The sequence below is a fragment of the Streptomyces sp. Wb2n-11 genome, assembly GCF_001049855.1.
GTDB classification, from domain to species: domain Bacteria; phylum Actinomycetota; class Actinomycetes; order Streptomycetales; family Streptomycetaceae; genus Streptomyces; species Streptomyces altiplanensis.
Genome location: NZ_CVPB01000001.1, coordinates 7,312,699 through 7,324,934, shown reverse-complemented (window position 1 = coordinate 7,324,934; position 12,236 = coordinate 7,312,699). Strand labels below are relative to the sequence as shown.

Genomic DNA, 12,236 nt, shown 5'->3' with positions numbered 1-12,236 from the left:
CGGCGATCCGGTGGCCATCCCCGCCGCGGCGTTGGAGCGGCACCGTTTCCCGTCTTCGTCCTGGCGGTGGTGGGTCAGGGCAGCAGGGTGTCCAGGAGCGAGGTGGTGAGGACACGGTGCGGATCGAGGCGGTTGAGCGTGTCGCGTGCGTCGTCCCAGCCGGGGCCGCCGCCGACCCGGTGGCTCGTTGGGATCGTCCGGGTGAGGATGTCGGACGCGGCCCACGCGGCGGTGTCGGTGTAGGCCCAGCCCTTGGACCATTCCACACGCACGGTGACACGGTCGCCGTCGAGGGTGTCGAACAGGAAACGCTCGATGTCCCGGCAGAAACCGTGCAGACCGGGGGTCGCCGGATCGGTCAGTACGTCGAACCATACGGCGGTGTCGAAGTCGGGCCTGTCGGGACGGGCACGCACAGCCGACAGCAGGGGTGGCTGCGCGCCGGGGACCAGGCACACCGCCGGGTCGCCGATCCCGGTGACCCTGATTTCCACCTGTCCGTTGACGGGGTAGAGGCCCCGGGAGGCGTAGTCCTCGAGAAGGCCGCTGTAGTGGCTGGTGACCTGGTGCACCACCCACTGCACGTCCTCGCGCCGGGTCAGAAGGGCGTAGCCGTTGGCGGTCTCGCGCAGTGTGGTGGGCCAGATGTAGAGGAGCAGGTCGCGGGAGGCGCCCCACAGGTCCGGGCGCAGTCCGCCGGCCAGCAGATGAGTGAGGACGTCGGCGGTCGGCAGGTCGCGGATCACGCTGGGCGAGGTGAGGACGTCGGTGATGTCGCCGGTCAGCCCGATCTTGGCGACGGGGTGCTGCAGTTGGCCCAGCAGCGGTGTGCCCGCCCAGGCTCCGGCGAAGACCTGGCCGACGAGGCGGGTGACGGGTTCGGGAACGTTGTCGGAGAAGGGGTAGTCGTAGGGTTCCCGCACGACCCGTGAGGCCAGTGGCCGGTTCGGGCTGACGCTCCACGTCTTGAGCCAGGGCCGGTCGGTGAAGGCGAACCAGATGGCCTCCACCCGGCCGGTGTCGTCGAGGAATCCGGACAACGTCCGCGCTGCCGGAACACCTGAATCCGGTGCGGCGAACAGGTCCCGGGCCGGTATGTCGAGGTAGGAGCGGCAGCGCAGGTTCTGGTCCTGTCCCACCCGTAGGACGGCCTCGACGACGAAGGCTCGTCCCAGGTGGGTGAGGAGGGCCGCGCAGTCCGGGTCGGCGCGGCTGTAGGCGCGTGCCACGTACGCGCCGGCGGTGTCGTCCCAGACCACGGCGGTCATCTCCGTGACCGGGTTGCCGAGTGTCCCGAAGCCCTTGCCGGCGGTCGATGCCTCACTCGCGGCGGGCACGGCGGTGCCGTGCGCGCCGACGGCCAGCGCCCTGCCGACCGACAGGTCCCCGGCGCCGGACAGGCCGTCACTCCCAGACCCTGCCCGCCGGGGAACTCCGGCAGGTCCTCCATGAGCGCGCCGGCCTGTACACGCACGGCGGCCGAACCGTCCGCTGCCACCGGCCCCAGCGACATCGCCGTCAGGTGCAGGGTGGTGTCGACCAGTACCATCCGTGCGTCACCCGGCGTGCCGTCCGCGACGACCAGCGGGGCCCAGCCATGCCGTTGGCCCACCGCGCGCACCTTCCGGCCCTGCTCCCGAGCCCAGTTGCAGACGTCGGCCACCTCCTGCCCGGTGCGGAGGGAACAGATCCACACCTGGTCGCTGCGGATCTCTCCGGCCCAGTTCCCGAAAACGCGCCGGTAGATGTCCACGTGCTGCGGGAATCCGGCGGGCAACACCGCACCGGCGGCCTGCGCCTGCCCCGGCCGCACCGGCTCCGCCACACTCCAGCCCCCCACTGCCGCAGCCGCCGCGGCGGCCAGCGCCCGCCGCCTCGACCAGTCCCGCTCGACGGGACGCTGCGCCTCATCGGACATGGCGGTTCCTCCACCCTGTGATCGTTCGCCCCGGCAGTATGTACAGACTCCGCCGACCTCGGCAGCACATGCGAACTGCGCTCACTCTTCCGAATGACATGCGCCGGAAACCCGGTTTCTCACGCGTCAGCCTGCGGCGGATGCCATTGGCCACCCCCCGTCAACGCGCAACCGGCCGGCCCGCCGAGTTCCGGTCCCGTCCCGACGTCCTTCTCGGCCGGTCGACGACCGCCCCGGTGCCTTCCGGCCCCCTCAGGCGTCGGCTCGTCACGCCGGCGGCGACCACGGCTGCGGCCGGGCACCGGTGGGCGTGCGCCCATGGCCGCAGCTACCGCGCCGGCCGGGAGCCGGCGACCTGCTCGGCCGTCCCCGCGCCCGCCCACGCCTGTGCCGCTCCATGCGGCCCTATGCGGTGGCGCTGCTTCCGCGTGCCCGTGTCGAGTTCTTCAGCCCAGGCGCCGGAGCCCGGCGATGCTGTCGGCGAGCGTGCGGACGCAGGACGCGAGGTGGTCCGGCCCGAAGCCCCGGGGACCGCACTCGATGACGAGCAGCAGGCCCAGGTAAACGTGGTAGAGCGCCAGCCGGTGTCTCAGGGCGGGGGTGAAGTCGAGTGCGCCACCGGTCTCCACGTAGCCGGCGACGAGATCGCTGTCAGGGCCCGCGTCGCCGCCGAAGGCCAAGGAGACCAGCTCGGCGGCCGGGTCGCCCCAGAACGCCCGCTCGTGGTCGATGATTCCCGATATCCGGGTGGAGGAGCGATCGTCGCCGTGATCGACGAAGACATTGCCGGGCCACAGGTCGAAGTGGACCAACCGCGGTTCGGTGACCTCCTGCAGGGCGTACCGGGCTTCGGTCACCATCGCCCGTATGCCGTCCGGTGCCACGCCGAGCGGTGACTTCCAGCGTTCGGCGTCGTCCAGAAGCGCCTCCACCATGGCGGTGAACGCCGAGTACCAGTCGGACGCGGACAGCCCGGACTCCGCGGCCGGGTACCCGAACCGGCCGTCTTCCGGGGCGAGGGTGTGCAGACGCGCGGTGATGGCCCCGAGTTCGCGGCGCAGCGCCCTCTGCGCCCGGGGAGACAGATGATCGGCGGCCTTGTCCCAGGGGGCGCCTTCCAGGACGGAGAGAGCGAGGAACTCCTCCCCCGCGCACAGCAGGGCGGGGGTGGGCACGCCACCGTCCGAGAGGGCCGTGATCCGCCGGTAGACCATGGCTTCCGTGGCCATGATGCCGCGCTCGTAGCGCAGAACGGCGGTGCCGGCCGACGGGGCGAGTTTGACGATGGCGGGCCTGCCGTCGTCGAGCAGGACGCGGTACGCGGTGTTGAACCAGCCGTCGGTCAACTCGTATTCCAGGGAGCACCCGATGCCCGCGGACGTACGCAGGACGGTGTCGAGTTCTCCTGAGGCAAGACGGCGCTTGGTCCTGCTCTGCATGAGGCACGCTTCCGGACGACGAGACGATGGGAGCGCTCCCATCGTGCCGGGTGTCCGCCCTCTCGTCCAGTGTGTGATCGCCGGTGCACGGATCGGTTCCGCGGCCGGCCGACGAGCCGCCCTTCGGCAACGAGGGGTGGCCGGCCCGCAACCGCCGCTCCCCGCCGTCCAGGGGTCCTGCGCCGGGTGGTGCGGTCCGGCCGCCTGCCGGCCCGTTGTCCCGGCCTGTTGTCGCCGCAGCGGAACGGCGGCCATGACGCAGACCGGGTACAACAGCGGTTGCCGGGGGGAGGAGAGGTCGCGGTGGGCGGCGGCGCCGTGGGGACGGGCCGCCGCTGCAACTGCCGGGGGGAGGCCGTGGATTGCGGCAGAGCCCCGCAGTCGGCGTCACCGTCCTCGCGCCCCTGTGGGCGCGATCGCTCGACCGGCGCGGGTCGCCGACGCTCAGGCTCCTCCCGCAGGCCGCCGGCCTCGCACCGCGAACCGGCCGGAGGCGGCACGGTACGGACGCTTGTCAGCGCCTCAGGGCTGTCAGCGTCCCAGGGCTGCCAGGGTCGCCCGTACCTGCTCCAGTGGTTCGTCACCGACCGGGCGGAGCACCACGGCGTCGGCGCCGGCCTCCCACAGGGACCGGACACGGGCGGCGGCGGACTGAGGGGTCCCCGAGGCGAGGAAGACGTCTTCGGGTGGAACCCCGAGCCAGTCGGAGTACTCGGCGAGGACGGGGGCCGTCGCCGCGGCGACCCGGGCCGCGTCGTCCTCCGAGACGCAGAGGTGGGTGAAGACGGTCAGCCGGTGGGTCGTGGGGGCGGTGGGCGAGGATGCCCGGCCCGCCTCGATGTGGGTGAGGGCGGCACGGACGGCCGCCGGGCCCTGCCCTTCGGCCATGACCGTGCCGTCGGCGCAGCGGCCGGAGAGTTCCAGGGAACGGGGGCGTACGACGCCGGTGACGACAGGCGGGGGTTCGGCCGGAGGGTGGACCAAGCGCACATCGTCGATACGGACGGCGCGCCCGTCGACGTGCGCGGTCCGGCCTCGCAGCAGCGTGCGCACCGCGGTGACGGTCTCCTCGAGCAGCGCCAGCCTGGCCGGGTTCGCCGCCCCGACCTGGGCCATCCACGCGGGAACGCCATGGCCGATGCCCGCGACGAGGCGGCCGGGAAAGACCCGCGCCAGCGTGGCGAGTTCCATGGCGAGCAGGGCGGGGTTGCGCAGCGGCGCGGGCATGATGCCGATGCCGACCCGCAGCCGGTCGGTCGCGGTGAGCGCGAGGGTCGCGGAGGAGACGGCCCCCGCCCAGGCGAGATCCTCCACGACCCAGAGGTCGTCCGCACCGAGGCTCTCCACCTCGCGTGCGAAGTCCCTCAGCTCTTCCGGCCGCTGATCCCTGTCGAACATCACACCGATTCGGCTCATCGGAGCAGTATCGTCAGCCGCCCGGAAGCGGATCAAGCGAATTTCGGCCCGGCGGGACAAGCGGATTTCGGCCCGGCGGGCCGGCGTCGTCGGCGGCCACGCCCCAGGCCCGCCCTCCGGGGCAGGGGCTCACTGTCAATCCCCAGTCTTCGTAGAGACGTTGGTTGTGCGGCTCGGTCGTGTTGACCGGTCCGAGTCCGCGCTTCTTGGATGATCCGTTCGGACTCGGCAGGCGGCCGCCCGCCGACCGCGCCGTGGCGGCGCTTGGTGGTGCAGAAGTCCGCGATCCAGGTAACGGTCCTCAGTCGCGCCTCGGCGCGGGCGGCGAAACGTTGCCGGTGGACGTACTCGACCTTGGGGACCGAATGGAACGACTCCCCGGCGGCGTTGTCCAGGACGGACCCGACACCTCCCATCGACTGCACCACGCCCCACCTGCCGCAAAGCTGCCTGAACCCCTCGGAGTTGCCTTCCGAGCCGCGGCCGGTGTGGAAAATGACGCCGTCCACCTCGCCGCCCCGGGTGGCGATCGCCATCTGCAGCGCGGCGGTGACCAGCGTCGTGTCGTGCCGGCCGCCCCTCGCGCAGCCCAAGGCCCGCCGGGAGAAGGCGTCGTGGACGCCGGCGAGGTAGAGCTTGCCCTGGCCGGTGTCGATCTCGGTCATGCCGCCCCACCCCACGATGTTCGGCGCGATCGCACCAAACCTGCGCAGGACCAGGTCACGTGCCGCCTTCCGCTTCCCCGGGGCGGGTCGGCGAACGTCGTCGGCGCGGCGGCCTGCGGCCCCGCAGGCCGAGCCCGGCCATGATCTCGGCGACCGTGTTCCGCGACACCTGCCGGCCCTCCTCCCACAGGTCCGGCGTGATCCTCGGTGAGCCCTACGTTGTGCCCGAGCGGTCGAAGAAGTAGGTGATCCGCCCGGCCGGCAGTGCCCCCCCCTGACCTCGCGTCTCGTCGGCCCGGACGGTCTGCGTCGCCACTTGCAGAACCACGCCTCCACCACCCCAGGAGCCCGGCAGGAGGTGCGATGCGAAAACTTGAACCCGCTCCTCCGGCCGCTGATCACCCCGACGGGCGCCGCCGGGCCCGCAACAGCTACTTCACCCACAGGACCATGCGACGTTTGAGGACATCACGCTCCATGACCAGTCCTTGTTGTCCCGCTCGAGCCGGGCGCTCTCCCGCCGCGGCCGCGCGAGTTCGTCCTCCTCACCCGCCGGACCGGCCCTGCCGGCCGCCCGCGCCCTCGACACCCAGGTCGCCAGCGTCGTCCCGTTGATCCCAAGGCCCTTCGCGACCCGCGGGATCGGCTTGCCAATCTCGGCCACGATCCGCACAGCCCCCTCACGAAACTCCGCGTCAGACTCTCGCCCCTTGCCCGCCACGACCCTCGACTTCCCGCACAGCCACGGTCTCCACGCTACAAGGGGAAGGTCAGTGAACGGCCGGTCGCGGCCGTGAAGGACGGTGGGTTCCGGGCGCCGGGCGTCCGGCGTCGCGGCCGGGCAGCAGATCGAGCGTCCGGCCGGTCACGCAGTCGATGAGGACGGTGCCGCAGCGCTGTCCGCGACAGGCGGCGAAGTCGTAGGCGGCGCGGCGGTCATCGTGGCGTTGCGGCGGTCACGTGATGCCGAGGCGCCCCGGTTGTCGTGCTTGGTCCGGTTGCCGGGGCCCGAGCCCGGCAACCGGACCGCACGGGACACCCGGCGCACACGGCTTTCGCTCCGTTCCGGGCAGCGACTTCGACGAGCAGCCCGCCGGGAGCGCGGAGCGCCCCGGGCCTGCCGGGCCTGCTCACCCGGAAGTCACATTGGTCTATACCTTGACACGATCACATCAACCGCGCTTGAGTGGGCGCACAGCCCCCCACCGCGGCCGGGCCCGGAGAGCAACTGACGCTCCGGGCCGGCCCGTTGTGTTCAGAGGAGTGATCGAGTGCTGAGAAACCGCCTCCTGGCCCTGTTGACGGCGATCCTCGTCGCCACCGGCTTCGCCGTGGTACTGACGCCCTCCGCGTCCGCGGCCTCCCCCTGCGACACCGCGCCCAACTGGCAGCAGGGCGCCTGGTACACGACTGGCAACGTTGTCAGGTACAACGGTGCGTACTACGTGGCCGAGCACGACAACCCGGGCTACGACCCGACCGTCAGCACCTGGTACTGGGACCCGTACAACTGCGGCGGCGGGGGCGGCACCCCGTCGCCGTCCGGCTTCGTGGTCAGCGAGTCGCAGTTCAACCAGATGTTCCCGAACCGGAATGCGTTCTACACATACAGCGGTCTCACCGCCGCCCTCAGCGCCTACCCCGGCTTCGCCACCACGGGCAGCGACACGGTGAAGAAGCAGGAGGCCGCGGCGTTCCTCGCGAACGTCAGCCATGAGACCGGCGGCCTGGTGCACATCGTCGAGCAGAACACGGCCAACTACCCGCACTACTGCGACGGGAGCCAGCCGTACGGCTGCCCGGCCGGCCAGGCGGCGTACTACGGCCGCGGACCGATCCAGCTCAGCTGGAACTTCAACTACAAGGCGGCGGGCGACGCGCTCGGTATCGACCTGCTGAACAACCCCTGGCGTGTGCAGAACGAGGCGGCCGTGGCCTGGAAGACGGGCCTGTGGTACTGGAACACCCAGAACGGCCCGGGCACGATGACCGGCCACAACGCCATGGTCAACCAGGCCGGCTTCGGCCACACGATCCGCTCCATCAACGGATCGCTGGAGTGCGACGGCAAGAACCCGGCGCAGGTCCAGAGCCGGGTCGGCAAGTACCAGCAGTTCGCCCAGATCCTGGGCGTGCCCACCGGCTCGAACCTCTACTGCTGAAACCGGGCCGCCCCTGAACGGGCCGCGGACCGGGGAGACACCGTCCCCCGGTCCGCGGCCACACCATCTCCCACGGTCCGCAGGCAACCCGCAAGATCCTGTCCCCGTCTTCCGGGACAGAGAGGCACCCGGGCGAACCGGGCGCCCTGATCACGGAGTTGAGGAGGGGACCGTTGATACGTGCCCGCAGGACATGGGCCACCGCGATAGCGGCGCTCACGGTGGTGGGGATGTCGCCCGCGGTGGCGCAAGCCCGGCAGCCACCCGACGTCCGGACCGCCACCGCGACGAACGTCAACGACCGTGATCTGCCGCCCGGCTGGCGGATCACCCATGGAGGCGGGGGCAGCGCGCTGGAGTGGCGCTCACCGCGTCCGGTGCCTGCGGGCGACGCCCGCGTGGAGTTCCACGCCGGCGGCAGGCTGGTCGGCGCCCCCCGGCCGGACAACGACGGCCGGACCTTCCGGCTGCCCCTCGACGACGCGCGCGCAGCAGACCTGACCGGCCTCCAGGTGCTGGCGGCCGGCCGTCGTCTGGACCAGGGGGACGGTGCCGCCTCCGACGCCCGCGACCGGCGTTCCGCGGAACCGGCCGCCCCGACACCACCGGCCGGGCTCCCGGCGGGCTCCGTCGACCCCGGCAGACCCGGCACGTACCGCACGACCACCGGCGAGTACACGCTCGACCCGGTCCGCCTGCCCGGGTTCCCCGCACCGGTCGAGATGCGCGGCGTCGTCGTCGCACCGAAGGACGCCCCCGGCAAACGGCCGGTCGCGCTGTTCCTGCACGGCCGGCACTCCACCTGCTACGTCCCCGGCAGCGACGAGGTGACCGTCGACTGGCCCTGCGCCGGGGGCGCCGAGCCGATCCCGAGCCACCGGGGCTATCTGCGCGACCAGAAACTGCTGGCCTCCCAGGGCTATGTGACCGTGTCAATCTCCGCCAACGGCGTCAACGGCCAGGACTGGAACGCGGAGGACGGCGGCGCACAGGCGCGTTCGTCGCTGGTACGGACCCACCTGGCCCGCTGGGCCGACTGGGCCGCCAAGCCGGCCACGGCCCCGGCGGCCGTACGCAAGGCTCCGAAGACAGACCTGTCGCGCGCCCTGCTGGTCGGCCACTCGCGCGGCGGCGAGGGCGTCAACCGCGCCGCCATGGACAGCCTCTACCCGCCCCCGGCCGGCCAGGACGGCTATCGCGGCAAGGCGCGCTGGCACGTCCGCGGTACCGTGCTCATCGGCCCGACGATCTTCGGCCAGAACCCGGTGCCGGACGTGCCGTCGCTGACGGTCCTTCCGGGCTGCGACGGCGACGTCTCCGACCTGCAGGGACAGGTGTACGCCGACGGCACCCGCGGCGTCAGCCGGGGCAAGGCCCTGCACAGCTCGGTCTACATGGTCGGCGCCAACCACAACTACTTCAACAGCGAGTGGACTCCGGGCCGGGCCCAGGCGCCCGCCGACGACGACTTCTGGCACGACCCCGAGCAGCCGGACCCGGTGTGCTCGCCCGGGGCCGCCACCCGGCTGACCGCCGACCAGCAGCACCGGGCCGGCGCCACCTACATCGCCGCCGCCGCCCGGCTGTTCGTCGCCGGGGACGACCGGGTGCGCGAGCTGCTCGACGGTTCGGGCCGCCGGGCCCCCTCCGCCGACCCCGCGCGGGTGCTGACCCACGCGGTCGGTGCGAACCGCGGCGCCGGGTTCCTGCCGGACGGCTCCGTGAAGGTGACCGGCGGACGGCTGTGCTCCGCGATCGACCCCGACCCGCGCGCCGCCTGCCTCGGCACCGCGGCGGGCGGCTCCTCGCCGCACTTCGCGTACTGGCAGACAGAACGCGAGACCGGCCGCCGCGCCGTGGCGCTGCGCTGGTCCGCGCCGGGTTCGGCGGTGAAGGTGCGCCCCGGAAAGCCGCTCTCCGTCAAGGGCGCCAAGAGCCTCGCGCTACGCGTCTTCGTACCTGCGAACACCACCGGGACTCGGCTGGACGTGTCCGTCACCGACGCCGCCGGCAAGCGGGCGGACCTCGGCCGCGTCCGGGTGGACGGGCTGCCGGGCAGCGACCGCACCTCCTCCTACTGGGCGCGCGAGGTACGCGTACCGCTCACCGCGGCCACCCGCGCCGGTCTCGACCTGCGCCGGATCGCCTCCCTGGAGCTGACCCCACGCACCGGCTCCGGACAGGCGTGGCTGATGGACGCCTGGGCGTGGAGCCCCGGCACCCCCGCGGTGCGCGAGGCCCCGCTGGCCCGTGTCGACATCGGCCGCCTGGAGGTCAAGGAGGGCGACTCCGGCGTCCGCACGTACCAGGTGCCCGTGCGGGTGTCCGGCAAGGGCAGCGGCACGGTACGGCTGTACGTCCTGGACCCGGTCACCGGCACGGCAGAAGACCGCCTGGTGACGGTCCGGTCCGGCCGCGGCGCCATCGACGTGCGGGTGAAGGTGAAGGGCGACAGGCGGTACTCCTGGGACGTGTCCCACGACGTGTTCGTCAAGGCGGTCCGGGGCTCGGTCGTCGGCTCGCACGCGGGTGGGGTCACCGCCGAGAACGACGACCCGATGCCCGAGATCACCGTGGAGCCGGTCGCCGGCGAGGTGACCGAGGGGCAGCCGCTGACGTGGCGGGTCTCCCTCTCCGCGCCCGCCGACGTGGAGATGACGAAGACGCTCCGGATCGTGCCCGTCCCGGGCCGCCCCGAGTTGTCCACCAAGGACGTCGACCCGCAGTGGCTCCTGGACCTGACCGACGAGGTGCCCGACGGCGCAGTCCCGCTGTCCCGGCTGGACTACGCCTACCTGTGGGCATCGGTACCCGCCGGGCAGACCGGAGCGGAGGTGACCGTACCCACGATCCGCGACCAGGTGGCCGAGCAGACCGAGTACGTCGGCCTCCGGTCCACCGACGACGAGGGCGAGCCGCACGGCCCGCTCCTGACCGGCACGGTGCTCGACGCTTCGTAGCTCCGCGCCTCACGGCAGGGTGAACCCGCACCCCATCACCTTGCCCGGGTCGCGTTGGCCGGCACCCCGGGTGCCGGCCAACGCGACCACCGCCAGCCGCAGTCCGCGCCCCGGCGGTACGCCGCGCGCCGGCGCCTCCGTCACCGGTCCGCTCCGGCACAGCGTGATGTCGCCGGTCCGCTGCGCCGAGCACGGCTCCTGCCGGGCTCTGCCTACGAGGTACGGCTTCGACGCCCGGTGCTGCCCCTGCCGCCGACGCGTCATGAGCCGTCAACTCCTGTTGTCCGGAAGCCCGCCGACGAGGTCCGCAGGGCTGCTCCCGCCCAGCGCCGGTACCGAAGTGCGACTGGAGTATCAATAGGGTGACCCCATGCCTGCCACGTTGAGTTCCCAAAAAACCGCCGCCGCGCTCCGAACATCGGCACGTGTCTCTGTTGAGCTGCTGCTGGTCCTCGTGATGACTGCGGTGGCTCTGTGGGTCATGGGCCGGATGTGGTCGGTCGTCTGGCCGCTCATAGTGGGGTTGCTCCTCACCACGCTGACCTGGCCCCTGACGCGTTTCCTGCGCCGGCACGGATGGCGCCCCGCCCTGGCCGCGTCGGCCGTGACCGTACTGTTCCTCCTGGTCGCCACGGGCATCGTGGCGCTGATCGCGGTGCCGGTGGCGTCCCAGTCCGGTGAGTTGGCCGACGGCGTGGTCGAAGGCATCCAGAAGCTCCGCGAGTGGGCCGCCGGGCCGCCGTTGAACATCGGCGACGACCAGATCACACGTGCCTTCGACACCGCGATCGCCCGCATCCAGGACAGCGTCGGCAGCATGGTCACCACGGTCGTCACGGGAGTGAGCACCGTGTTCAACGGTGTGGTCACCGCCGTCCTGGCGCTCTTCCTGATGTTCTTCTTCCTCAAGGACGGCCCGCGGTTCCTGCCGTGGCTCACCCGTCAGCTCCCCGGCCGGCTCGCCACCGACGTCCCGGTCGTGGCCGCGCGCGGCTGGGAGACCCTGAGCGCGTTCGTGCGTTCCCAGGCATTCGTCGGCCTGCTCGACGCGGTCCTCATCGGTATCGGCCTGTGGATCCTGGGGGTACCGCTGGTGCTTCCGCTGGCGGTACTGACCTTCGTATCCGCGTTCGTGCCGATCGTGGGTGCCCTGTTCGCCGGCTTGGTCGCGGTGCTCATCGCGTTGGTGTCGAACGGTCTGACCGACGCACTGATCGTGCTGGCGATCATCGTCGTGGTGCAGCAGCTCGAGGGCAACGTGTTCCAGCCCATGATCCAGAGTCGCGGACTCGGCCTGCATGCGGCGGTGATCCTGCTCGCGGTGACGCTGGGCGCCAGCCTGGCCGGCGTCGTGGGCAGCCTGCTCGCCGTACCGGTGGCCGCGCTGATCGCGGTCGTCTGGAACTATCTGCGCGAGCAGCTCAGTGAGCCCTCGCAGGAGCCGGGGACCGGCGAGTCGCACACCGGTGCGACCGTCCCGTCGTAGCGTTCCGCCCCGACCACGACGCGGCCGAGCCGGATGCCGTACCGCCGTTCACCCGTGGCGTCTCAGGCCGTGCTCACCCGGTCGACCGGCAAAGGCACGGCGCGGGCACCGGGGAGCCGGTCCAGGTGCCGGCCGCGGCGGGCCGGGCCGGCACCTCGTCGGCACGCTCACGGAGCAGACCGTCACCGAC

Annotated in this window: 10 protein-coding genes; 3 read left to right on the top strand and 7 right to left on the bottom strand. The window is 72.2% G+C overall.

Going from position 1 to position 12,236, the window contains the following annotated elements; genetic code table 11:
• Positions 1 to 74: 74 nt before the first annotated feature.
• From BN1555_RS33290 to BN1555_RS33270, 6 genes are all read right to left on the bottom strand, one after another.
• Positions 75 to 1,337: a cholesterol oxidase substrate-binding domain-containing protein gene (locus BN1555_RS33290; protein ID WP_255306306.1), complete on the bottom strand. Its 1,263-nt coding sequence runs from the start codon at positions 1,335 to 1,337 to the stop codon at positions 75 to 77.
• Positions 1,338 to 2,364: 1,027 nt separating this feature from the next.
• Positions 2,365 to 3,357 (bottom strand): phosphotransferase family protein, encoded by a 993-nt coding sequence (locus BN1555_RS33285; RefSeq protein ID WP_093802870.1) that lies wholly within the window; start codon positions 3,355 to 3,357, stop codon positions 2,365 to 2,367.
• Positions 3,358 to 3,888: 531 nt separating this feature from the next.
• Positions 3,889 to 4,773: an LLM class flavin-dependent oxidoreductase gene (locus BN1555_RS33280; protein ID WP_093802869.1), complete on the bottom strand. Its 885-nt coding sequence runs from the start codon at positions 4,771 to 4,773 to the stop codon at positions 3,889 to 3,891.
• 32 nt (positions 4,774 to 4,805) lie between these two features.
• Complete coding sequence (locus BN1555_RS33275) at positions 4,806 to 5,438, bottom strand: DDE-type integrase/transposase/recombinase (protein ID WP_093802868.1); 633 nt, start codon at positions 5,436 to 5,438, stop codon at positions 4,806 to 4,808.
• A gap of 55 nt (positions 5,439 to 5,493) precedes the next feature.
• Positions 5,494 to 5,640, bottom strand: coding sequence for a hypothetical protein (locus BN1555_RS41375; RefSeq protein WP_304364559.1), 147 nt, complete (start codon positions 5,638 to 5,640; stop codon positions 5,494 to 5,496).
• Positions 5,641 to 5,874: 234 nt separating this feature from the next.
• Positions 5,875 to 6,102 carry a hypothetical protein gene (locus tag BN1555_RS33270; protein ID WP_255306305.1) on the bottom strand — a complete coding sequence of 76 codons (228 nt, stop codon included), beginning with the start codon at positions 6,100 to 6,102 and terminating at the stop codon, positions 5,875 to 5,877.
• Between the two features lie 607 nt (positions 6,103 to 6,709).
• Here BN1555_RS33270 and BN1555_RS33265 point away from each other — a divergent pair.
• Positions 6,710 to 7,600 (top strand): glycoside hydrolase family 19 protein, encoded by an 891-nt coding sequence (locus BN1555_RS33265; protein WP_093802866.1) that lies wholly within the window; start codon positions 6,710 to 6,712, stop codon positions 7,598 to 7,600.
• Between the two features lie 173 nt (positions 7,601 to 7,773).
• Complete coding sequence (locus BN1555_RS33260) at positions 7,774 to 10,560, top strand: alpha/beta hydrolase (protein WP_093802865.1); 2,787 nt, start codon at positions 7,774 to 7,776, stop codon at positions 10,558 to 10,560.
• 9 nt (positions 10,561 to 10,569) lie between these two features.
• Here the strand turns inward: BN1555_RS33260 and BN1555_RS33255 are convergent, their stop codons facing one another.
• On the bottom strand, positions 10,570 to 10,824 hold the full coding sequence (locus BN1555_RS33255; RefSeq protein WP_093802864.1) for a hypothetical protein: 255 nt from the start codon (positions 10,822 to 10,824) through the stop codon (positions 10,570 to 10,572).
• Positions 10,825 to 10,930: 106 nt separating this feature from the next.
• On the opposite strand from BN1555_RS33255, the gene BN1555_RS33250 reads away from it, so the two are divergent.
• Positions 10,931 to 12,046: an AI-2E family transporter gene (locus BN1555_RS33250; RefSeq protein WP_093802863.1), complete on the top strand. Its 1,116-nt coding sequence runs from the start codon at positions 10,931 to 10,933 to the stop codon at positions 12,044 to 12,046.
• Positions 12,047 to 12,236: the final 190 nt, after the last annotated feature.